This is a genomic window from Nocardia sp. NPDC055165, assembly GCF_053606985.1.
Map to the genome: position 1 here is coordinate 78,342 of NZ_JBSGSS010000003.1, position 23,862 is coordinate 102,203.

Sequence of the window (23,862 nt, forward strand, 5' to 3'; positions counted from 1 at the left end):
CGAGATGCTGGCGTTGTCGCTGGATCTGGAGGCCGATCTCGGGGTGGATTCGATCAAGCGGGTTCAGATCATGGGTGCGGTCGGTGAGCGTATCGATGGTGTGCCCGCGGTCGGTCCGGAGCAGGTCGCGGAATTGCGGACCCTGAACGACATCGTCGATTTCGTCGCCGGCTCCGCCGCTCCCGCCGCAACCCCGGCTGTCCCCACGGTCGGTGGCGGGTCGGAAGCCGCCGGTGCACACGGGTTTCAGCCGGGATCCAGCCAGGACGGGATCGAAGACGATCCGGTGCTGCTGCGGATCGTGCCGGTCGCACTTCCCGACATCGACCGCCTTTCCCAGCCCTACGCCGCGGAGCGGACGGCCCTGATCCTCGACCACGGTGACACCACCGCGGCGGCTCTCGCGACCGGCCTCGAACAGCAGGGCTGGACCGTGCACACGGCCGCCGTCGCGGCCCGCGACGATGCCGGCGTAGCCGCATGGGACGGCGCCACCGTGCGGGGGGCGATCGAGTCCGCGCTGAAAGATGTTGCGCGGCTGGATCTGTGCCTGACTGTCCTGCCCGCGGACAGCCAGTGGCTGGTGGGCGGTCATCGGCTCGCCGATACCATCCACACCGCCACGCTGGTGCACGACCGCCTGGTCGCGACCGCCGAAGCCGGTACACGGGCGGCGTTCGTGACGCTCACCCGCATCGACGGCGTGCTCGGCCACCGCGGTGAACGAGCGGCCGCCGCCGCCGTTGTCGGCGGGGTCAGCGGTCTGGTGAAGACCCTCGCGCAGGAAGCGCCCGGGCTGTTCTGCCGGGCATTGGATCTCTCGCCGCACCTGACCGACGAGGCACTGATCGTCTCCTTCCTCGCCGAGCTCGACGACGCCGCGATCGACGCGCGCGAAGTCGGGGTCGACGCCGATCACACCCGCTGGACACTGCGCCCGCAGGCAGTCGACAGCACGGCCACGGCCACCGAACTCGCCCTCACCACCGACGATGTTCTCGTTGTCACCGGTGGCGCACGGGGAGTGACCGCGCGGTGTGTTCGTGAACTGGCCGCTCGCAAGCCGTGCGAGTTCCTCTTGCTCGGCCGCACTGAACTCGAGGACGAGCCGGAGTGGGCGGCAGGTGTCGCCGACGACGCGCTCAAGGCCGCCGCCATCGCCGCCGTACGCGCCGCGGGTGAGCAGCCGACGCCCAAGCAGGTCGACCGCCTCACTCGAAACCTGCTGGCGCAGCGCGAGATCCGCGCGACCGTCGACGCGGTGGCCGAGACCGGCGCACGGGCACGCTACCTCGCGGTCGACATCACCGACGCCGAAGCCACCGAGCGGGCACTCGCGCCGGACGCGGGCCGGATCACCGGCATCGTGCACGGGGCAGGCGCCCTCGCGGATTCCCTGCTCCCCGCCAAGACGGCCGACGACATCCGCCTCGTCCTCGCGACCAAGCTGGACGGGCTGTACAACGTGGTCACCGCGCTGCGCGACGCCACGCTCGGGCACCTCATCCTGTTCGGGTCGGTGGCCGGGGTGTACGGCAATCCGGGTCAGGCCGACTACGCGGTCGCCAACGAAGCCCTCAACCGGGCGGCGGTGAGCTGGCGACGGCAGGGTCTGGCCGGCCACGTCACCACCGTCAACTGGGGTGCGTGGGACGGCGGCATGGTGACTCCGCAGTTGCGCGAAGTCTTCCTCGCCCGCGGTGTCGCGCTGCTCGGGATGGACGCCGGAGCCCGGATGTTCGCCGAACAGTTCGCCCCCGGTCGCGCCGACGACGTGTCGGTGCTGGTCGGTCCCGCGGCACCGCTGGCCACGGCCGTGACCCTCACCCCGACAAGCTCTTTCACCACTCACCGTGATCTCGCGCCGCTGGCCGGCGACGCGGTGATCGGTGATCATCGAGTCGGCAAGTTCCCGGTGTTCCCGGCGGCCGCCGGACTCGGCTGGGCGATCAATGTGCTCGAGCGCGCCAACCCCGGCCTGCGGGTGGTGGAATGCACCGGCTTCGAGGTACTGCGGGGCATCGTCTACGACGGCAAGGACGAACGCTCCTACCGGCTCGAGGCGCAGGCGGGGATCGTCGTCGACGATCGCCTGAGCGTCACGGTCTGGATCCGCAGCGACGAACCGGGCAAGACACTGGCGCCGTCGCACTTCACCGGCACCTTCCTCCTCGCCGCTGAAACATGGCCCGCCCCCGTCGCTTCCGATTGGCCGGGCTACGCGATCGGTGTGGGACCGGAGAACGGGCTCGACGTCTACCGTGCAGCGGACCTGTTCCACGGGCCGCTGCTGCAGGGCGTGCGCCGCATCCTGGAACGAGCCGACCGCCGCCTCGTCGTGGAAGGCAAGCTCCCCGACGCTCGCCTCGGCACCGGCAACTACGCGGGGGCACTGCACAGTCCGGTGCTGGCCGACGTCGCGATCCAGGCCGGCGCGTTGCTCGGTGTGTGGTTCATGAACTCGGCCTGCCTGCCGCTGTCGATCGGGCGTATCGAGTACTTCGCCCCCCTGCCCGACGACAGTTCGTTCGTGCTGGTGGTCGACGACCTGCGCGCCAACGCGACCGGCACCGAGGTCACCGTGACCGTCACGGCGTGTGCTCCGAACGGCACTGTGCTGCAGCGCTACTCCGATCTCGCCGTGATCGCCACTCCGGAGATGACCGAGAAGTTCGCCGAGGCCGTGCGGTTGCGCGAGCAGCGCGCGTGAGCATCGTCGATGTGAGGAATGGAGATCCGATGACCATCACACCACTGGACACCCTCGACTTCGACGGTGAGCCCTTCGACGTCCTCGCCTGGTCGCTGGCACTGGAGCCGGCCGTCAGCCCCGCCCCCCGATCGTCATCCACAGCGCCGGAGGCCCCGGCGCCCAGCTCGGCGGTGCCCGCGGTGCGACACACCACCGCACCGGCGCAGTCGGCCACCGCACCGGCGCCATCGGCCACTGTGCCGGTGGCGGCGGGCGGTACACCCGCCGACCCCATTTCCGCCCTCCTGCACGAGGTTCGCTCCGAGCTGGTGACGGCGCACTTGTCGGCGATGGACGTGCAGACCGCATTGCAGCGGCGCACGCTCGCGAGCCTCGGTCGCGGCGAGCACATCGCCCGGACCGACACGGAAATCACCCCCGAGTCGCCCACCTGGGCGGAACAGTCCTTCGCGGTGATGGTGGACTACACGCCGGCAACCGGTCTGGCGGTCTCCGCGGCGCCCGGGCACCCGGTGGTCTTCGAGCTGCCTGCGCCCGCGACCACCATGAACGCCTTCAAGTTCCTCGCCCGCACGCCGATCACCACGCTGAACGGCGCCGACCTCGCGGCGCTGGGCAGGGGCGAGATAGCCGCTGTCTTCGGTCCGGCCTACGACCAGGAAGGCGTCAACCCCGACATCCGGCTGACCGACGGCACCCACGCCACCCTCACCGAGGTGCTCGAGATCGCCGGACGTGAAGGGCCATGGGCCAGAGGGCGATTGCGCGCCACCTGCCGCGTGGACGGCCCCGATCCGGTCACCGCGGCAACCGAGCTCATCTGGCAGGCCGCCCAGGTCTTCGCGGTGCGCGCGGGCTTGCAGCTGTGCCTGGCCGGGGCCCGATTCCAGGCGGGGGAGCCCTTCGAGGTGACCGTGTCCGCGCCGATGACAGGCCCCGTCGAGCTGATCGCCGACGTGGTCCAGATCGACCTGCTCCCGCGTCCCTGGCTCCGGATCAACGCCGAGATCCGGTGTGCGGGAGCAGTGGTGGCGCGCGTGCACGGCCTCACCCTCGAGGTCGCGGAGGAATCGGGTCTGCCGATCGGTCCCGAGGCCGGCGGTGAGATTCCCCGATTCCTCGGCCGCCGCAACGCCTTCGGTCAGCGTGCGCTGCTCGGCGAATTCCACATGACCCACAGCGCCCGCGGTGATCTCGGCATCGCGCTCGGCCCGGAGTTCTCGGCCTACGCCGGCCGTAGGGCCACCCGCATGCCCAACCACGGACTCCAGCTCTGCGACCGCGTGATGGCCGTCGACGGACGACGCGGACAGCTCGACGCGGGCAGCTCGCACACCGAGTACGACTCGCCCGCCGATTCCTGGTACTACCTCGAGTCGGCCGATGCCTCCATGCCCAACGTCGTCTACATGGAGACCTCGCTGCAATCGGCGCTGCTGCTCGGCTACTTCCTCGGCGCGACCCTCACCTCGCCCGGGGAGGATTTCAGCCTGCGCAATCTCGACGGCTCTGCGACCGTCCTGCGCGAAGTCGACTTGCGGGACAAGACGATTCAGCAGACGAGCAGGCTGACCGACACCACCGTCCTGGTCGGCGTCGTGTTGCAGACGTTCTCCTACGAACTCTCGGTGGACGGTGAACCGTTCTACGCGGGGCAGTCGCTGTTCGGGTTCTTCAACGCCCCGGCGTTGGCGAACCAGAACGGACTCGACAACGGCGAGCTCGTGCCGACCTGGCTCGACAGCCAGGACCGACGTCCCGACGTCCGCGTGATCGACGTGGCGGCCAGACGCGCGGCGGGTACCGGCATGCCGTGCGCGGTCGGGCATCTGGCGATGCTCGACCGCATCGAGACCGTCGACAGCGCGGGCACCTACGGGCTCGGCTACCTGCGTGCCACCCGTCCGGTCGCCGCCGACGACTGGTTCTTCGGCTACCACTTCTACCTCGACCCGGTGATGCCGGGCTCGCTCGGGGTCGAGGCGGTGATCCAGGCGATGCAGGAGTGGACGGTCGACTCCGGTCTCGCCGCCGAGCTGGTCGCGCCGGAATTCGTGCTCCCGGTGGGAGTGTCGCTGTCGTGGCGGTATCGCGGGCAGATCCTGGCGAGCGACGAGCTGATGACCCTCGAGGTGCACATCAAGAGCGTCGAACGGCGACCGGGCCGGATCCGGGTGATCGCCGACGCGAGCGTCTGGAAACCGAGCATGCGGATCTACGAACTCATCGATGTGGCCGTGGAGTTGCGCGATGCCGGCGCCCGACCCTGGTGAGGCGCCGGGGCATTCGGTGACCGTCACCGATGCCGCGCCGTCGTCGATTCGGTGGCTGCCGGTCCTGGTGCTCGCGCTCGGCGCGTTCTGCGCGGGGACCGACAACTACCTCGTCGCCGGGGTACTGGCGCCGATGGCGGCCGACCTGCGGGTCTCCGTCGCCGGCGCCGGGCTGTTCGTCACCGGCTACTCGCTGGCCTACGCGCTCGCCGCACCCGTCGTGGTCACCGTGCTGCGGGTGCGTTCGCCTCGGCTGCTGCTGCTGGCCGCGATCGCGCTGTTCGTCGTCGTGAATCTGCTTGCCGCAGTGGCCTGGTCGCCCTGGGTGATGGCGCTGGCGCGCATCGCGGCCGGGTGCGTCGCGGGGATCTACGTCCCTTTGGCGGCCGCGGCGGCGGCCGGAATGGCTACGGCGGATCGTCGCGGACGTGCGTTGGCGGTGATCCTGGGCGGTATCTCGATCGCCACCGTGGCAGGTGTGCCGCTCGGAGTATGGGTTGCCGGGCTGTCGTCGTGGCGGATGGCGTTCGTCGCCGTCGCCGTGGTGGCGCTGATCACCGCTGTCGGTGTGGCACTGACGGTTCCGGCGGGCGACACCACGCCCGTGGTGTCGCTGCGAGAGCGACTCGCACCCCTGCGGCACCCACCGGTGTGGCTCGGCCTCGCGGTGACGATCTCGGGGATGACGGCCGGGTTGATGGTCTTCACCTACCTGGGTCCGATCTACGCGGAGGTCCCGGCGGTGGGTGCCGGCTCTGTCGGCACGCTGATCATGGCGCACGGCGTCGGGGCGATCGCCGGTCTGTGGGGCGGGAGCGTGCTGGTCGACCGATTCGGTGCCCGGCCGGTCCTGCTCGGCGCGTTGACGATCTTCACCGCGAACCTGACCTGGCAGCCGATCGCCGCGCAGACCCTGGCGACCACCGTCGCCTTCGTCACGGTGTGGGGTGTGGTCGGCTGGGCCTTCCTGCCCGCACAGCAACACAGCATGATCGCCGACGCGAGCCCGGAGCAGGCACCGATGCTGTTGTCGCTCAACGGTTCGGCGTTGTATCTCGGGGCCGCACTCGGCTCGGCGATCGGCGGAGCCGTGATCGCGGTCTTCGGCGCCGGCCACCTCTGGATGTTCGCCACCGGCTTCGGCGCGATCAGTGTCGCGCTGTCGCTGGTCCGTCATAAACAATTCCGATCCGGCGATCGGCAATTGTCACACGCCGTCGCCGACCGTTGAAGCGATGAATACGGTAATAATGTTGCGCCCGGTTTCTATACCGCTGAGGTGAAGTGAAAAAATGAATCCCGATCCGCGCAGAAAAACGATCAGCAGTCCCTATATTCATCGACTGCAACGACGCCATTTCCTGCTGTTCGATATTCTCCCGATCATCGGCACCGTCGTCGCCGTCGCCTTCCTGCTGGTCCGGCCCTTCGGCGTGCTGGAATTCGCCCTGCTCTTCGGAATGTGGCTGCTCACCGGACTCGGTGTGACCGTCGGCTACCACCGGCTGTTCACCCACCGCACGTTCAAGGCGGCGCCGTGGGTGACCTGGGTGCTCGCGATCCTCGGTTCGATGGCGGGCCAGGGTCCGGTCATCTCCTGGGTCGCGCTGCACCGGCGCCACCACGAGTACAGCGATCGCGAAGGCGACCCGCACTCACCCAACCTCGCCGGTGACGGCCTGCGCGGGGCCCTGCGTGGCCTGGCCCACTCGCATTTTCTGTGGATGCGCCGCCACGAGTACCCGAACGTGGTGCATTACGCGCCCGATCTGATCAAGGACCGTGGCCTGGTCCGCATCGCCCGCCTCTACTACTACTGGGTGGCGCTCGGGCTGCTGATCCCGACGGTGATCTGCGGTCTGGTCTCGATGAGCTGGACCGGCGCGGTCGCCGGCCTGCTCTGGGGCGGACTGGTACGCATCTTCGTTCTCGAGCACATCGTGTGGGCGATCAATTCGTTCCTGCACATGTTCGGCACCCGTCGGTACGAATCCCGCGAGAACAGCCACAACGGTGGTGTATTCGCCCTGGCGACACTGGGGGAGTCGTGGCACAACAATCACCACGCGTTTCCGGAGTCGCCCTCTTTCGGGTTGGATTGGTATCGACTCGACCCCGGTTTCTGGCTCATTCGAACACTGGCGTTCTGTGGTCTCGCCTGGGACCTGAAAATGCCGTCCGCCGAACGCATGGCAGCCAAGCGAATCTAAGGAATTCTCACCATGGATACGAGTAAAGAAGCCATTGTCACCTGGTGCCAGGAATACCTCGCGAGTCTGCTCGAGGTACCGGCCGCCACCATCGACCCGGCCACCGATTTCGACCGCCTCGGCATCGACTCGGCCCTGGCCGTGGCGCTGCTGATCGAGGTCGAGGACCGCTACGGCGTCGATCTGGCGCCCGAGGACCTGTTCGACAACCCGAACCTCGACGCCGTCGCCGCCTACCTGCACGAGCAGAGCCGGCGGAGTGTGGGGTAGCGATGTCGGTGCATATCGAGCGGTCCGTCGCGGCCGCCGCAGCGATCCGCCACCACTACGACGCGGGTAACGACTTCTATCGGCTCTGGCTCGACGAGTCGCTGTCCTACTCCTGCGCCCTGCGCGAAAACCCCGACGACACACTGGAAATCGCCCAGGATCGCAAACTGCGATACCACCTGGACGCGATCGACGCCGAGCACGCCACCTCGGTCCTCGACATCGGCTGCGGGTGGGGCGCGATCCTCGAACGCTCGGCAAAAGCCGGGGTCGCCCGGTCCGTCGGGCTCACGCTCAGCCCCGAGCAGGCCGAGTTCGTCGGCTCGCGCGCCTGCCCCGGCGTCGAAGTGCGGACCGAGAACTGGCTGCACTACGAGCCGGACACCCGCTTCGACGGCATCATCTCGATCGGCGCCTTCGAACACTTCGCCACCCCCGACGATTCGCCGGAACAGAAGATCGGTGTGTACCGGGACTTCTTCACGCGGTGCCGAGACTGGCTCGAGCCCGACGGCACGCTGTCGTTGCAGACCATCGCCTACGCGAACATGTCCCGCGATCAGGCCAGTGTCTTCATGCAGCAGGAGATCTTCCCCGACGCCGACCTGCCGACCCTGGCCGAGATCACCGCCGCGGCCGAGGGACTGTTCGAGGTGCGTTCGATCAGCAACGGTCGTCTCGACTACGCCTGGACGTGTGAGCAGTGGGCGCGCAGGCTGCGCGCGAACCGTGCCGAGGCCACCGAACTCGTCGGCGCCGACGTGGTCGCGCGTTACGCGCGCTACCTGAAACTTTCGGCGCTCGGTTTCCGGATGGGCAAGATCGGCCTGCTGCGATTGGTGTTGGTGCCCTATCGCAGCGGATTCTTCACCGACCATCCGGTGCGGTCGGCATGACCACGCAGTCGTCCGATCCCGTCGCGCCCGCCCGGACCCGGGTGCGGTTCAACCCGTTCAGCGCCGAATTCCGGCACGACCCGTACCCGATCTACCAGCAGTTGCGTGAGGTCGAACCGGTGCACCGCACGCTCGGCATGTGGGTGCTCACCCGGCACGCCGAGGTGCGCGGCGTACTGCACGATCGCTCGTTCAGCGCCGGGCTGATCCCCAGCCTGGTGACCCGGCAGGCCGAGCGGCTCGGCCATTGCAGCGTCGAGCAGATCGAACGTCTCGGGCGTAAGTCGTTGGTGTTCACCGACAATCCCGATCACGCGCGCCTGCGCGGACTGGTGAACCGGGTGTTCACCGCCCGGTCGGTGGAATCGCTGCGACCGCTGGTGACCCGGGTCGCCGGCGATCTGATGGAGCGAGCCTGGCGTGACGGTGGCTTCGATGTGATCGCCGATCTGGCCGCGCCGCTGCCGGTCGCGGTGCTGTGTGAGTGGATGGACCTGCCCGAGGAGTTGCGCGGCCGAGTCGGGCCGTGGACCCACGACATCCGATTCCTGCTCGAACCCGGGATGATGAAGGCCGGGGACTTCGAGCGGGTCTGCGCGGTGGTCGAGGAGTTCGCCGCCGCCATCGACGCGGTGTCGGCGCAGCGACGAGCCCGGCCTGGCACCGATCTGATCAGCCAGTTGCTCGCCGCGCGGACCGGGGGCGGGGATGTGCTGTCCGACGAGGAGTTGGTGTTCGTCTGCATCATGTGCTTCGTCGCGGGCAACGAAACCACCAAATCGCTGATCGGCAACGGCACACTCGCCCTGCTGCGCAATCCCGAGCAGGCGGCGCTGCTGCGTCGCGGACCGGAGTCGGTCGAGGCGGCGGTCACCGAGGCACTGCGCTACGACCCGCCGCTGCAGTTGACCAAACGCCTGGCCACCCGCGATATCCAGCTCGACGGGGCCAGGATCTCGGCGGGCGAGCAGATCCTGGTGTGCCTCGGCGCGGCCAACCGCGACCCCGACGTCTTCACCCGGCCCGACGAGTTCGACCTGACCCGCACCGGCGGTGGACATCTGGGCTTCGGCCACGGTATGCACGGTTGTCTCGGCGGATTGCTCGCCGAACTACAGGCTCAGGTCGCCTTCGAGTACCTGTTCGTCCGCTCGCAGTACCTGGAATCACGGTCGGCGGAACTCGAGTGGCAGGACCACAGTTTCATCGTGCGCGGTCTGAAGAGCCTTCCCGTCGATGTGCGGCGGGCATCATGACCGGCACCGGACTGGTCAAATCGTGGTTGCGCAGTGACACCGCGCCCGCGGCGGTACGACTGGTGTGCATTCCGCACGCGGGCGCCGGGGCGTCGTCGTTCAACCGCTGGCCCGACCTGTTCGGCCTCGAGATCGGGGTGGTCCGCGTCCAGCTCCCCGGCCGCGAGGACGTCGCGCAGCAGCCGCCGCTGCGCCGGGTCGGCGACGCGGTCGACGAATTGACCGGCCAGATAACACAATCGGGTGAAACGCCGGTGGCGATCTACGGCCACAGCATGGGCGCGCTGATCGCCTATGAACTGGCTCGCGCGCTGACCCTCGCTGATCGGCCACCGATCCACCTGTTCGTGTCCGGTCGCCGCGCACCGCACCTGGCGGCGAGTCGTGCGGTCCTGCATCGCCTGCCCGACGACGACTTCGCCGACGCGATGGCCGCGATGGGGGCGTGGGGCGCGGCGGGCCGCAGCGCGAGCTTCCTGCGGTACGCGCTGCCGCTGACGCGGGCGGACCTGGAGTTGTCGGAGGAGTACAGCCACCGGTCGCAGCCCCGGCTCAGCTGCCCGATCACGACCTTCTACGGCACCGAGGACCCGATCGCCGATCCGGAGGAAGTGTGGGCCTGGGGCGCACTGACCGACGGCCCGTTCGCCACGCACGAGTTCACCGGTGATCACCTGTTCCACCATCGACACCGCGCGGCGATCGCGGCGATCATGACCGCCGCCCTGACCTGAGGACCGACGTGCAGCTTCTTCCCGACATCCTCGCGCGTCGCGCCGTCGACGAGCCGGACCGCATCGCCTACATCTTCCTCGACGACAACGGTGCCGAGCACACCACCACGACCTATCGCGAACTCCACGACGCGGCGACGGCGGTGGCGAGCCTGCTGCGCGCGCGGTGCGAGCCGGGCGATCGCGCCCTGCTGGTCTTCGGGCAGTCCGTCGAGTTCATCACCGCCTACTTCGGCTGCCTCTACGCCGATATCGTGGCGGTGCCGGTGAATCCGCCGCGTCGCGGCCAGGTGCAGGACTCGACCCGCGCTGTCGTCGCCGACTGCGCGCCCACGGCCGTGCTGACGATCGGCGCGGTGCTCGAGCCCCTGCGCGCGGTGCTCGAGCCGTTGTGCGCGGCGCGGCAGTGGCTGGCCGTCGACGAATTGTCCACAGCGGACACCGCTTTCGCGCCGGAGGTGCTCGATCCGGATTCCGTGGCGTTCCTGCAGTACACCTCCGGGTCGACCTCCGCGCCCAAGGGCGTGATGGTCACGCATCGAAACCTGGTGGCCAACGAGGAGATGATCCGGCACAGTTTCGGCCACGACAGCGCGTCGACGGTCGTCGGCTGGGCGCCCTTCTTCCATGACCAGGGCCTGATCGGCAATGTGCTGCAACCGGTGTACGTGGGCGCGACCTGTATCCAGATGTCGCCCACCACGTTCATCCGGCGGCCGCTGCGGTGGCTGGAGGCCATCTCGCGCTATCGCGCGCACACCAGCGGCGGCCCTAACTTCGCCTTCGATGCCTGTGTCGCGCGCGCGGCGGCGGGCGAGCTGCCCGATCTCGACCTGAGCTCCTGGAAGGTCGCCTTCAACGGCGCCGAACCGATCCGGGCCGAGACCCTGGACAGGTTCGCGAAAACCTTTGCCCCACTGGGCTTCAGCGCCCAATCGGTATTTCCGTGTTACGGGCTCGCGGAAGCCACCCTGCTGGTGTCGGCCAGTGGGAAGGGACGCGGTCCGCGATTGCTGGACGCCGATATCGACGCGCTCGCCGACCGGCGCTACGTCCCGGCCACCGCGGATCAGGGGCGCACGCTCGTCGGCTCGGGTGTGGTGCTGCCGGGTGAGTCGCTGCGCATCGTCGACCCGGAAACGGGCGAGCCCTGCCCGCCGGATCGGGCAGGCGAGATCTGGGTGGCGGGTGACCATGTGGCCCAGGGCTATCGGGGCCTGCCGGAGATGAGCGCCGCGACCTTCCAGGCTCGCATCGCCGACGATGCCGAGCGCGCCTACCTGCGCACGGGCGACCTCGGCCTGATCGTCGACGACGAACTGTATGTGGTGGGCCGGCTCAAGGACATGATCATCATCCGGGGCCGCAACTACTACCCGCACGACATCGAGCACACCGTGGCCCGCGCGCACCCGGCGCTGCGACCCGGCAGCGGCGCGGCGTTCGCGGTGCCGGGGCGCGACGGCGAGAAACTGGTCGTCGTCCAGGAGCTCGAGCGCGACGCCGATGCCGACGCCGACGACATCGTGGGGGCCATCCGGGCGGCGGTGACGCAGGAGCACGAACTCGCCGTGGCGGATGTGGTGCTCGCCGCGCCGAACACCGTGCAGAAGACGAGCAGCGGAAAAATCATGCGAGCAGCAGCGAGAAAGCGGTACCTGGAATGAGCACCGAGACCTACGTCTTCGATCCCACCGCACCGGGATTCATCGACGACCCCTATCCGCACTACGCCCAGCTGCAGGCCGCGGGACCCGCGCAGCAACATCCGCTCGGGTTCTGGATCATCGCCCGGCACGCCGATGTGGCCGCGTTGCAGCGCTCGGCGCACTCGGTCGACGAGGCGCACCTGCGGCATCTGCCCGCGTGGAAGAGCGGCAGTGCCGAGGTCCGCAAGGAGAGCCGGGTGATGGGCGGGCTGTCGATGCTGGACCAGGACCCGCCCGACCACACCCGCCTGCGGCGGCTGGTGTCGAAGGCCTTCACCCCGCGCGCCATCGAATCGCTGCAGCCGCGCGTCGAGGAACTCGTCGAGGAGGCGCTGGCCCGGATCGCCGCCGCGGGCACCACTGATGTCATCGCCGAACTGGCCTTTCCGCTGCCCTTCACCATCATCTCGGAAATGCTCGGTATCCCCGTCGGCGAGCACACCCGCCTGCGCGAGCTGACCGCGATCATCGTGCTGGTGTTCGAGCCGTTCGCGAGCGCCGAGACCCAGGAACAGATCAGAGCCGCCAACCAGGAACTGTTCGGCATGGTTCGTGAGCTGATCCGCTGGAAGCGCGCTACCCCCGGCGACGACCTGCTCTCCGCGTTGATCAGCGCCGAGGACGACGGCGACATGCTCAGCGAGGACGAGCTGATCTCGCAGGTGATGTTCCTCTACATCGCGGGCCACGAGACCACGGTGACCCACCTCGGCAGCGGAATCCGCTCGCTGCTGCAGCATCCGGACCAGGCGCGGCGACTGCGGAACGAGCCCGACCTGGCGGTGAGCGCCGTCGACGAGCTGATGCGCTTCGACACCCCGGTGCACCTGATGCGCCGGATCACCGTCACACCGTTGCGCGTCGGCGAGCACGAGATCCCGGGGGGCAGCTGGGTGATCGGCGCGCTGGCCGCCGCCAACCGGGACCCGGAATTCTGGGGCCCCGACGCCGACGAATTGCGTCTGGACCGGCCGAACGCGCACCAGAACGTCTCGCTCGGCGCGGGCATCCACCACTGCCTCGGCGCCGCCCTGGTCCGGATGGAAGCCCGGATCGTGTTCCCGCGCTTCGTGACCCGCTTTCCCGAGGCCGCGGTGGTCGACCAGACCTGGAACGGCCGGATCAACCTGCGCGGCCTCGCGACACTGACGGTCGCGGTGTAGGGCTCAGCTCGGCTGTTCGGCGGGCACCGAGAACCGCATGCCGGGTCGGCTCAGGTGTACGGGCCCGTCGAACTCCGCGGCCACGTCGTCGCGTCGAGCCTGCTGCCATTGCGGCTGCGCCGAGCCGAGATGGGTCAGTACCACCGAGCGCGCACCCGCGGCCGCGGCGGCCCGCCCGACCTCGGTGGCGCACAGATGGCCGTGAGCTGTGTGATCCGGCTCGGCGAGGGTGGACTCGGCGAGAAAGATGTCGACATCGGCGGCGAGCGCGACGAGGTTGTCGTTCCAGCCGGTGTCGCCGGTGAACGCGATACTGCCGGTAGGGCTTTCGATCCGGATCCCGCAGGCGGGTTCGGTGTGCACCATGGGCACCAGTTCGATGCTGCAGTCGGTGAGCGGGTAGGTAGCGCCGCGCTCGTACTCGATGACCTCATAGGCCAGGTCGAACGCCCGATTCAGGTCGGGGAAGGTCTTCACCGGGAACAGCGCGGCGAGCTGATCCAGTCTCGCGCGAGCGCCTTTCGGCACGAACAGCTTGATCCGGCGGTCCGGGGCGTCGGGGGCTCTGCGCATCGCCTGCTTGCCGATGGGCAGCACGTCGTAGCAGTGATCCAGATGCAGGTGGCTGATCACCACCGCGTCGAGCAGGCTCGCGTGCAGGTAATTGCCGAGCATCACCGCGACCCCGGGACCACAGTCGAGCAGAATTCTCGACTGGCCGGTTTCGACCAGATAGCCCGAACTGGCTGCGCCGTCGGCGGGCATACCGGCTCGATTTCCGACGATTGTCAGGTGCATGCGACATACCTTTCGACACGGGAGTTTTCGTGCCGACGGTATCGATGAGAACGGCTGCCGCCGACTCGTATCGAATATCTCGATCCGTCCATCGTATTTCGCGATCGAATCGACGTATGAAGGGTTCTGACCTGCGCAAATAGTCGGAAGCTCGTTCGGGGAGAGCGGATTTCGGAATGGGGGAGGCTCGGCACCGAATACCGTTGATCAATGTTTGGCAGCAGGTGCTGCGAAAAGTGAGAACGGGGATTGTGATGACCAATGGTGTGAGTTCTGCGATGGGCCGGGAATTGCCGCTGCGCGGTGCGGTGAACGCGCGCGATCTGGGTGGATTGCGCACGGTGGACGGGCGGCAGGTGCGTCGCTTGCGGGTGTTTCGGTCGGATCTGCTCACCCGGCTGGATGCCGGGGACGTGGCGTTTCTGCTCACCGACTGTGGACTTCGCACGGTCGTCGACCTGCGCGCGCCGGACGAGATCGTCACGGACGGAACGGGTGCGGTGGTCGATGCCGTCGCCGACTACCGGAACCTGCACGTCTACGGCGCGGACCGGGTGCGGCTCGACCTCACCGAGGTCTCGCCCGACGGGAGCATGTTCGACCGGTACTGCGAGTACCTCGAGCACAGCAGCGAGAACATCGCCGCCGTGCTGCGTCTGCTCTCGGTTCCGAGCCAACTGCCCGCGCTGATCCACTGCGCCGCGGGCAAGGATCGGACCGGGGTGGTGATCGCCCTACTGCTCGCGGTCGCCGGGGTACGCGCGGACGACATCATCGCCGACTACGCCGCGACCACCCCGAACATCGCCGCGCTACGGGCTCGCGACGGCCGGCCTGCCCGACCGGACGACGCGGCCGATCGGCTCCCCGCCTGGGTGTTCGCCGCCGACGCGATCACCATGCGCCAGTTCCTGACCCACCTGGACACCGAGCACGGTGGCCCTACCGCGTGGGCGACCCGTGCCGGTCTCGACCAGGCGACGCAACGGCAGCTCGCCGAGGCCCTGCTCTGTGACTGAGGTCACAGAACGACGGCGATTCCGTCCCATTCTTCCCAGAACGTTTTCTAATGCTTGGGAAGTTCTTTACTATTAACCCGACTCTGTGTCTGGGGTCCGATCTCTTCGAGCAGTGCTGCAGATCCGCCGTTCGCTCGCAGCTCAGCATCAATTGCCAGTGCATGTTCGACCGATGAACCGGGAGCTCACCCGCCCCGGCGAAGGAGAATGATGACCGACAATGATCCGGGCACCACTACGACCACTACCATCGCCACGGCGCGCCCGATGTCGTGCGCGTCAATGAAAGCTGTTCTCCAGCAAGATCTTCCAGCGTCACTCGTGGTCTTCCTCGTGGCCCTGCCGCTGTCGCTCGGCGTCGCACTGGCCTCGGGCGCGCCGGTGGTCGCCGGGCTCATCGCCGCCGCTGTCGGCGGGGTGGTCGCCGGGTTGCTCGGCGGCTCGAAGGTTCAGGTCAGCGGGCCGACGGCGAGTCTCGCCGTCGTCGTGGCGGGAGCCGTTCAGCAATTCGGTTGGGCTGCTATGTGTTTCATCACTGTCGGCGCGGGTGTCCTGCAGATTCTGTTCGGGCTCAGTCGGATCGCGCGCGCCGCGCTGGGCATCGCGCCGGTCGTGGTGCACGCGATGCTCGCCGGCATCGGAGTGGTGATCGCGCTGCAGCAGGTCCACGTCCTGCTCGGCGGAGCGACGGTCAGCTCGCCGTGGGCGAGCATCGTCGCGCTCCCGCATCAGGTGATGTCGGTGCAGAAGGGTGACCTGTTCGTCGGGCTGCTCGTGATCGCCGTGCTGATCGGATGGCAGTATCTGCCGCGCCGGGTACGGGTGGTGCCCGGCCCGCTCGTCGCGGTGGTGGCGGCGACGGTGGTTTCGCTGGTGCTGCCGGTGACGGTGGAACGGGTGCGCCTCGACGGCTCACTGCTCGACGGCATCGGGTTGCCCGCGCTGCCGCACGGCGGGTGGCTGCCGATCGCGCTCACCATGCTCACCATCGCCCTCATCGCCAGTGTGGAGACGCTGCTCTCGGCTGTCGCGGTCGACAAATTGCGCCCCGATCAGCGCACCGACTTCGACCGGGAACTGCTCGGCCAAGGTGCGGCGAACATGGTCTCCGGCGTCCTGGGCGGCCTCCCGATCGCGGCGGTCATCGTGCGCAGCATCACCAACGCCAACGCGGGCGCCCGCAGCAGGGCGGCCACCGTGCTGCACGGTGGCTGGATCCTGGTGTTCGCGATCGTGCTGGTCGGTCTGGTCCGCCAGATTCCGACAGCGGCGCTGGCCGGGCTGCTGGTGCTGATCGGGGTGCAGCTGGTGAAGCTGGCGCACATCAAACGTGCCCGCCGCACCGGTGACATCTACGTCTACCTGGTCACCGTGATCGCCGTGGTCGCGCTGAACCTGTTGCAGGGCATGCTGATCGGACTGGTCGCCTCCTTCGCGCTGCTGCTGTGGCGGGTCGTGAAGTTCACCATCGCCGCGGCCCCGCGCGAGGACGGGACCTGGCTGGTGCGCATCGCGGGCACCTGCACTTTCCTGGCCGCGCCCCGGCTCACGTCCGAACTGGCGAAGGTGCCTGCGGGTGTGGACGTGACCGTCGAACTGAGCGTGGACTTCCTCGACCACGCGGCGTGCGAGTTGCTCTCGGAATGGGCCGACGCCCGTGAATCCGGCGGTAGCACCGTCGATTTCGTCGAACTCGGTGCCGCGAGGATGGCCCGCACCCACGACGGGCCCCCCGAGCACGGCCACGCGCGCAAAGCGGTCGACGAGGCGATCCGGCCGTGGCGGCGCAGCGGCGGCGTCGACCCGATCGCCGCGGGTATCGCGGCCTACCATCGCCAGCACGCGCACCTGATGCGCCCGCACCTGGACGGGTTGCGGCACCGGCCCGATGCCGACACGTTCTTCCTGGCCTGCGCCGACGCCCGCATCGTGCCCAATGTGATCACCAACAGTGGTCCCGGCGACCTGTTCACGGTGCGCAATGTCGGCAATCTGGTGCCGGTGGGCGGCTCCGACGTCTCGGTGGAAGCGGCGCTGATCTACGCGCTCGACAAGCTCGACGTGCGCTCGGTGGTGGTGTGCGGGCACAGCGGCTGCGGGGCGATGGAAGCGCTGTACGGGCAGGTGCAGGCCGGGCCCGGACTCGACGACTGGCTGGCCCATGCTCAGCCCACGCTGGCGGCGTTCCACGCCGGTCACCCCGTCGCCGAGGCCGCCAGGCTGGCGGGCTTCGGCCCGGTCGACCAACTCGGCATGGTGAACGTGGCCCGGCAGGTGCAGACCCTGATCGACTATCCGGCGGTGCGCAGTGGCATCCAGGAACGCGGGGTCGCGGTGTCGGGGCTGTTCTTCGACCTGGCGACCGCGCGGGTCATCGAGATCACCGCCGACGGGATCGCCGACTTCGACGAGGCCCGTCGGGCCGCCGCCGAACCGGTGTAAAGCGGGGTAGTTGTGGGTCACACCACACACTGCCTGCTGTTATGGCGAGACCCACTATGTGTGCGGCACACTGGCTTTGCCAATTCTTTACTAATAGGTTGGATCCATCCGAACCCGGTTCGCCGTTGCACCGGATCCTTCGATGCTCCCGTCCCTTTGCTTCACCGTCCTCGTGATGATCGGCCTCGGCCCAGCGCCGGGAGCCGGCGAAGGAGAGTCAATGTCTGTCGAGAACGACCTTGCCCCGCCCCACGCGGACGGCTCGTCGAACGAGTCGTCCCGCCCCGCGTGGCAACAGACGCTGTTGCGTCACGATCTGCCCGCCTCCATCGTGGTTTTCCTGGTGGCACTGCCGCTTTCACTCGGCATCGCGGTCGCCTCCGGCGCGCCGATCGCCGCCGGTCTCGTCGCCGCCGTGATCGGTGGTGTGGTCGCGGGCCTGCTCGGCGGCTCGGTCCTGCAGGTCAGCGGTCCCGCCGCGGGTCTGACCGTGGTCGTCGCCGAGTCCATCTCGCAATTCGGTTGGCGCGTCACCTGTTTCATCGTCGTCGCCGCCGGTGTGCTGCAGATCCTGTTCGGGCTCAGCCGGATCGCGCGGGCCGCGCTCGCCGTCGCCCCCGTGGTGGTCCACGCCATGCTGGCCGGCATCGGCATCACCATCGCCCTGCAGCAGGTCCACGTGCTGCTCGGCGGCTCCTCGCACAGCACCGCGCTGCGCAACCTGATCGAACTCCCCGGACAGCTGCTCGCGCTGCACGGTAGTGACGCGCTCGTCGGCGCCGTGGTGATCGCGGTGATGCTCGGCTGGAAGTACGTCCCGCCGAAGCTGCGCGCGGTGCCGGGCCCGCTGGTCGCGGTGCTGGTGGGCACCGTGCTCTCGCTCGGCCTGCCCGAGGTCGAGCGCATCGCCCTGAGCGGGTCGGTCTTCGACGCGCTCGGCCTGCCGGAACTGCCCTCGGGCAACTGGTCCGCCGTCGCCATGATGGTGCTGACCATCGCGTTGATCGCCAGTGTGGAGAGCCTGCTCTCGGCCGTCGCGGTCGACAAGATGCACACCGGTCCGCGCACCGGATTCGATCGGGAACTCATCGGCCAGGGCACGGCGAACGTCGTCTCGGGCCTGGTCGGTGGTCTGCCGATCACCGGTGTGATCGTGCGCAGCGCCACCAATGTGCAGGCGGGCGCGCGCACGAGGGCATCGACCGTCCTGCACGGACTCTGGATTCTGCTGTTCTCGGTGGCGCTGGTCGGCCTGGTGGAGCAGATCCCCAAGGCCGCGCTGGCGGGTCTGCTCATCGTCATCGGCATGCAGCTGCTGAAACTGGCCCACATCCGGTTGGCCCGGCGCACCGGTGATCTGCTGGTCTATGTGGTGACCGTGCTCGGCGTGGTGTTCACCAACCTGCTCGAAGGCGTGGTCATCGGCCTCGCCCTGGCCTTCGGGCTGCTGCTGTGGCGGGTCGTGCGCGTGCAGGTGGCGGCGACCCCGTTGCCCGACGGGCGCTGGCAGGTCCATATCGACGGCTCGTGCACCTTCCTCGCCTTGCCGAAACTGTCGGGCGAGCTGGCGAAGGTACCCGCGGGCGCCGAGGTGACCGTCGAGATGACCGTCGACTTCCTCGATCACGCCGCGTTCGAGGCGATCGAGGAGTGGCAGCGTCAGCAGGAAAGCGGCGGTGGCCGTGTCGATTTCGTCGAAATCGGCAGTGCGCGGATGGCCGATACCCCGGCCGCGCCGCCGATCCGCGGATTCGGTCGCGCCGCCATCGACGAGATACTGGGTCCGTGGCGGCACCAGAAGTCCGGCGGCGACGCGGTGACCGCGGGCGTCGCGGCCTACCATCGCGGCCACGCGCACGTCGTGCGACCGCATCTGGACGGGCTGCACGACAGTCAGGACCCGGACTCGTTCTTCCTGACCTGCTCGGATTCGCGGATCGTGCCCAACGTGATCACCAACAGCGGTCCCGGCGACCTGTTCACCGTGCGCAATGTGGGCAATCTGGTCCCGGTCAGCGGTGACGATTCCGTCGAAGCGGCACTGAGTTTCGCGTTGGACAGCCTCGCGGTGCGCTCGGTGGTGGTGTGCGGGCATTCCTCGTGCGGTGCGATGAAGGCGGTGCACTCCGCCGCCGCCACCGAAGGCGGCTTGAGCTCGTGGTTGCGCCACGCCGAGCCGACGTTGGAGCGGTTCCTCGCGGGCCATCCCGTGGCCGAGGCGGCCAGGGCGGCCGGGTACGACGAGGTGGACCAGCTGAGCATGGTCAATGTCGCCGTGCAGCTGGAGACCCTGGGACGTAATCCCGCGGTGCGCCGGGCGGTGGCCGAGCGCGGATTGGCGGTGTCGGGGCTGTTCTTCGACATCGCGACCTCGCGGGTGCTCGAGGTGACGCTCGACGGGGTCAGCGCGATCGACGATCACGCCGCACTCGCCGTCACCGGCTGACGACACCGCGACCGGTCGGCGGTCGGACTCGTAGTCTGGAAATCATGACCAGCGATCCGACCGCCGCCGAGCGCGTCACCGACGGCCCCGACTCCGCGGACGAGGAGTCCACGGCCGAGCCGGAGCGGTGGGACGGCTTGAAGGAACGCGGGCGCGCCTTCCGGGCACACATCGCCCAGCGCCCTACCCTCGACCTCGGCTACCGCATCGTCGTCGGCGTGGTCGGTGGGCTGGTCCTGCTCGTCGGGATCGTCACGATCCCGTACCCCGGACCCGGCTGGGCGCTGGTGTTCGCGGGATTCGGCATCCTGGCCACCGAGTTCGTCTGGGCCCACCACACCTTGACCTGGGTGCGCGGCAAGTACCGGATCGTCATGGACTGGTACACCTCGCGCGGTTGGTTCATCAAGGTGCTCGGCGCGGTGGGCACCTTCGCCCTCGTCCTCGTGACGTTGTGGCTGCTCGGTACATTTTCGATGGTCGCAGGGTGGATCGGAGTCGATTGGCCATGGTTACACAGTCCCCTGATGTCGTGAGCACTGTTCCCGGCCACGTCCTCACCGACCCCGCCTGGATCGCGGCGCGGATCGACGCGATGAGCCATACCTGGGGCACCGATGTTCCCCGGGTCGCGGGCACCCTGTGGTGGTGCATGGTCGCCTCGACGCTGGTCGAGCAGATCGCCGTCGCCTACGCGGCGGGCACGCCCGCCCCGGTCGCCGCCCTGGGCGAATTCGAGTGCGTGGTCCGGCCCGACGGTGGTGTCGAACACGCGCAGTTCCACCGCGTGCCGGTCGATGCCACCGGCCGTTCCGTGCGCTCGGACGTAGGTGGCGAGACCGGTGCGGCAGCGGCGGACGAGGTCGCTGCCGCCTTGCGTGACACCCTGACCGCCGTGATCACCCAGGTCGCGGCGGTGTCGGGGGCCGGGATGCCGGCGCTGTGGGCGGTTGTCGCCGATGCCATCGGCAACCGGGCACTGGACGCGGGCTCCCCGGACGCGGCGACCAGGCTGGCCGCCGACGTGGGCGCGCGCCTGCCCGCGCCGCGGTTCGTCACCGTCGCGGGCCGCACCTTCGTCCGCCGCGCCTCGTGCTGCCTGGTCTACGAGGCGCCCGGCCGCGAGATGTGCACGAGCTGCCCGAAACGCTCGCCCGCCGACCGAGCCGAACACCTGGCCGCCGCCGCGCGCGCTCGGACCTCCTAGGTCCATCGACACGGCCCACGCGCGCTCCCGATAGCATGGGCGGGCGCGGGAAGGACCCTGCGAGAACTGCCGGATCGACCCGGCACCGAAGTCAAGGAGAGCATCCCCGTGACCACCTCTGCACCCATCAGTCCAGTCGCCCTCGTTCGAGTGCCGGCCGGGACTACGGCGGGCGCGGCGGTACGGGAGGCGGGTTTGCCCACCAAGGGCCCCGACACCGTCGTGGTCGTGCGCGATGTCGACGGCGCGCTCAAGGATCTGTCCTGGATTCCGGAGGACGACGCCGACGTCGAGCCGGTCCCCGCCAACAGCGAGGACGGGCGCAGCGTGATCCGGCACTCGGCCGCGCACGTGCTGGCCCAGGCGGTGCAGCAGGAGTTCCCCGACGCGAAACTCGGGATCGGCCCGCCGATCAAGGACGGCTTCTACTACGACTTCCAGGTCGACAAGCCCTTCACCCCCGAGGATCTGGCCAAGCTGGAATCGCGGATGAAGAAGATCATCAAAGGCGCGCAACGCTTTTCGCGGCGCGTCGTGGAGATCGACGACGCCCGCGTCGAACTGGCGAACGAGCCGTTCAAGCTCGAGCTGATCAGTGACAAGTCCGGCATCGACGATCCCGAGATCATGGAGGTCGGCGGCAACGAGCTGACCATCTACGACAACCTCGACCCGCGCACCGGCGAGAAGCTGTGGGGCGATCTGTGCCGCGGCCCGCACATTCCCACCACCAAGTTCATCCCCGCGTTCAAGCTCACCCGCTCCTCGGCCGCCTACTGGCGTGGCGACCAGGACCGCGAGGACCTGCAGCGCGTGTACGGCACCGCGTGGGAATCCACCGAGGCGATGGACGCCTACCTGGAGCTGCTGGCCGAGGCCGAGCGCCGCGATCACCGCAAGCTGGGCCTCGAACTGGACCTGTTCTCCTTCCCCGACGCGCTCGGTTCGGGTCTGCCGGTGTTCCACCCCAAGGGCGGCATCATCCGCAAGGAGATGGAGGAGTACTCGCGTCAGCGCCACGTCGACGCGGGCTACGAGTTCGTCAACACCCCCCACCTCACCAAGGGGCATCTGTACGAGATCTCGGGCCATCTCGACTGGTACAAGGACGGCATGTTCCCGGCCATGCACCTCGACGCCGAGCTCAACGAGGACGGCACCGTCCGCAAGCCCGGCCAGGACTACTACGTCAAGCCGATGAACTGCCCGATGCACAACCTGATCTTCGGCGCGCGCGGTCGTTCCTACCGTGAGCTGCCGCTGCGGATGTTCGAGTTCGGTTCGGTGTACCGCTACGAGAAGTCCGGCGTGATCCACGGCCTGACCCGCGTGCGTGGCATGACCCAGGACGACGCGCACATCTACTGCACCAAAGAGCAGATGCACGCCGAGCTCACCAGCACCCTGCAGTTCGTCCTCGGCCTGCTGAAGGACTACGGCCTCGACGACTTCTACCTCGAGCTGTCCACCAAGGACCCTAAGAAGTACGTGGGCTCGGACGAACTCTGGGCCGAGGCCACCGAAACCCTCGAGAAGGTCGCCGAGGCTTCCGGCCTCGACCTGGTGCCCGACCCCGGCGGCGCCGCGTTCTACGGTCCGAAGATCTCCGTGCAGGTCAAGGATGCGCTGGGCCGCACCTGGCAGATGTCGACCGTGCAGCTCGATTTCAACCTGCCCGATCGTTTCGACCTCGAGTACACCGCCTCCGACGGCACCAAGCAGCGTCCGGTGATGATCCACCGCGCCCTGTTCGGCTCGATCGAACGCTTCTTCGGCGTGCTCACCGAGCACTACGCCGGTGCCTTCCCGGCCTGGCTCTCGCCGGTGCAGGTCGTCGGCATCCCGGTGGCGGAGAACTTCGCGCCGCACCTGGATTCGGTGATCGAGCGGCTGCGCGACGCCGGCGTGCGGGCCCAGGTGGACCGCAGCGACGACCGGATGCAGAAGAAGATCTTCAACCAGACCGCGCAGAAGGTGCCGTTCATGCTGCTGGCGGGCGCGCGTGACGTGGAAGCGGACGCGGTGAGCTTCCGGTTCCGCGACGGCACCCAGGTCAACGGTGTGCCGGTCGCCGACGCGGTCGCCACCATCACCACCTGGGTCGCCCACCGCGTGAACGCCTCACCCACCGCCGAGGGGTTCGAGGTCGTCTCCGCGGCGGTTCAGGCATGAGCGAGAACCTCGCCCCCGAGGCCGGCTCGATCGTCGACGCCGGGGCCGGCCAGCCCGACCGCCTGCAGCGGTTGTGGACGCCGTACCGGATGTCCTACATCACCGGCGAGGTCAAGCCCAAGGACGCGACCGGGCATCCGTTCACCGATATCCCCAAGATGTCGGACGAAGACGGCCTGATCATCGCCCGCGGCGAGAATGTCTACGCCGTGCTCAACTTGTACCCGTACAACCCAGGGCACATGATGGTGGTGCCTTACCGCCGGGTAGCCGACCTGGAGGACCTCACGACCGCCGAGAGCGCGGAACTGATGGCCTTCACGCAGCGGGCCATCCGCGTGATGAAGCAGGTCTCGCGGCCTGCCGGATTCAACGTGGGTCTCAATCTCGGTGGGGTGGCCGGTGGTTCGCTCGCCGACCACCTGCACCAGCACATCGTGCCGCGCTGGGGCGGGGATGCGAACTTCATCACCGTGGTCGGCGGGGTGAAGGTGATGCCTCAGTTGTTGCGCGACACGCGGCAGCTGCTGGCGGAGGCGTGGGAGGAATAAGGA

18 protein-coding genes are annotated in these 23,862 nt (G+C 68.6%); 17 read left to right on the forward strand and 1 reads right to left on the reverse strand.

The annotated features are described in order from the left end of the window. From ACWFRF_RS07115 to ACWFRF_RS07160, 10 genes are all read left to right on the forward strand, one after another. Positions 1–2,710: SDR family NAD(P)-dependent oxidoreductase (locus tag ACWFRF_RS07115; protein ID WP_452449188.1), on the forward strand; the 2,710-nt coding region annotated here is incomplete at its 5' end. A 29-nt stretch (positions 2,711–2,739) separates the two neighbouring features. Next, on the forward strand, positions 2,740–4,986 hold the full coding sequence (locus ACWFRF_RS07120) for a beta-ketoacyl synthase (RefSeq protein WP_452449189.1): 2,247 nt from the start codon (positions 2,740–2,742) through the stop codon (positions 4,984–4,986). Next, entirely contained in the window at positions 4,964–6,217 is a 1,254-nt protein-coding gene (locus ACWFRF_RS07125; protein WP_452449190.1) for an MFS transporter, read from the forward strand. Before ACWFRF_RS07120 ends, ACWFRF_RS07125 begins: the two co-directional genes overlap by 23 nt. 61 nt (positions 6,218–6,278) lie before the next feature. After that, on the forward strand, positions 6,279–7,196 hold the full coding sequence (locus tag ACWFRF_RS07130) for an acyl-CoA desaturase (RefSeq protein ID WP_452449191.1): 918 nt from the start codon (positions 6,279–6,281) through the stop codon (positions 7,194–7,196). 12 nt (positions 7,197–7,208) lie between these two features. After that, positions 7,209–7,466 (forward strand): acyl carrier protein, encoded by a 258-nt coding sequence (locus ACWFRF_RS07135; RefSeq protein ID WP_056810906.1) that lies wholly within the window; start codon positions 7,209–7,211, stop codon positions 7,464–7,466. A 2-nt stretch (positions 7,467–7,468) separates the two neighbouring features. Continuing rightward, positions 7,469–8,362: a class I SAM-dependent methyltransferase gene (locus ACWFRF_RS07140; RefSeq protein ID WP_452449192.1), complete on the forward strand. Its 894-nt coding sequence runs from the start codon at positions 7,469–7,471 to the stop codon at positions 8,360–8,362. Then, entirely contained in the window at positions 8,359–9,618 is a 1,260-nt protein-coding gene (locus tag ACWFRF_RS07145; protein WP_452449193.1) for a cytochrome P450, read from the forward strand. Before ACWFRF_RS07140 ends, ACWFRF_RS07145 begins: the two co-directional genes overlap by 4 nt. Then, the gene (locus ACWFRF_RS07150) at positions 9,615–10,352 is read left to right on the forward strand and encodes a thioesterase II family protein (protein WP_452449194.1); all 738 of its coding nucleotides are present in this window, start codon (positions 9,615–9,617) and stop codon (positions 10,350–10,352) included. Before ACWFRF_RS07145 ends, ACWFRF_RS07150 begins: the two co-directional genes overlap by 4 nt. Before the next feature lie 8 nt (positions 10,353–10,360). Continuing rightward, entirely contained in the window at positions 10,361–12,019 is a 1,659-nt protein-coding gene (locus ACWFRF_RS07155; protein WP_452449195.1) for a fatty acyl-AMP ligase, read from the forward strand. Next, a complete protein-coding gene (locus ACWFRF_RS07160; protein ID WP_452449196.1) occupies positions 12,016–13,224 on the forward strand; it encodes a cytochrome P450 in 1,209 nt (402 codons plus the stop codon). Before ACWFRF_RS07155 ends, ACWFRF_RS07160 begins: the two co-directional genes overlap by 4 nt. A 3-nt stretch (positions 13,225–13,227) precedes the next feature. Here the strand turns inward: ACWFRF_RS07160 and ACWFRF_RS07165 are convergent, their stop codons facing one another. Beyond that, positions 13,228–14,022: an MBL fold metallo-hydrolase gene (locus ACWFRF_RS07165; protein ID WP_387442729.1), complete on the reverse strand. Its 795-nt coding sequence runs from the start codon at positions 14,020–14,022 to the stop codon at positions 13,228–13,230. Positions 14,023–14,276: 254 nt separating this feature from the next. Here ACWFRF_RS07165 and ACWFRF_RS07170 point away from each other — a divergent pair, with 254 nt between their 5' ends. From ACWFRF_RS07170 to ACWFRF_RS07200, 7 genes are all read left to right on the forward strand, one after another. Continuing rightward, positions 14,277–15,041 (forward strand): tyrosine-protein phosphatase, encoded by a 765-nt coding sequence (locus ACWFRF_RS07170; RefSeq protein WP_452449197.1) that lies wholly within the window; start codon positions 14,277–14,279, stop codon positions 15,039–15,041. A 207-nt stretch (positions 15,042–15,248) separates the two neighbouring features. Continuing rightward, entirely contained in the window at positions 15,249–17,483 is a 2,235-nt protein-coding gene (locus tag ACWFRF_RS07175) for a SulP family inorganic anion transporter (RefSeq protein ID WP_452449198.1), read from the forward strand. 220 nt (positions 17,484–17,703) lie between these two features. Continuing rightward, the gene (locus ACWFRF_RS07180; protein ID WP_452449199.1) at positions 17,704–19,929 is read left to right on the forward strand and encodes a SulP family inorganic anion transporter; all 2,226 of its coding nucleotides are present in this window, start codon (positions 17,704–17,706) and stop codon (positions 19,927–19,929) included. Between the two features lie 44 nt (positions 19,930–19,973). After that, positions 19,974–20,465 (forward strand): TIGR02611 family protein, encoded by a 492-nt coding sequence (locus ACWFRF_RS07185; protein WP_379312715.1) that lies wholly within the window; start codon positions 19,974–19,976, stop codon positions 20,463–20,465. After that, on the forward strand, positions 20,462–21,136 hold the full coding sequence (locus ACWFRF_RS07190; protein ID WP_452449200.1) for a (2Fe-2S)-binding protein: 675 nt from the start codon (positions 20,462–20,464) through the stop codon (positions 21,134–21,136). The genes ACWFRF_RS07185 and ACWFRF_RS07190 overlap by 4 nt, the downstream gene beginning before the upstream one ends. Positions 21,137–21,244: 108 nt before the next feature. Next, entirely contained in the window at positions 21,245–23,308 is a 2,064-nt protein-coding gene (gene thrS / locus ACWFRF_RS07195) for a threonine--tRNA ligase (protein WP_378988932.1), read from the forward strand. Then, on the forward strand, positions 23,305–23,859 hold the full coding sequence (locus ACWFRF_RS07200; protein ID WP_378626868.1) for an HIT family protein: 555 nt from the start codon (positions 23,305–23,307) through the stop codon (positions 23,857–23,859). The genes thrS and ACWFRF_RS07200 overlap by 4 nt, the downstream gene beginning before the upstream one ends. The last annotated feature ends 3 nt before the right edge of the window (positions 23,860–23,862 follow it).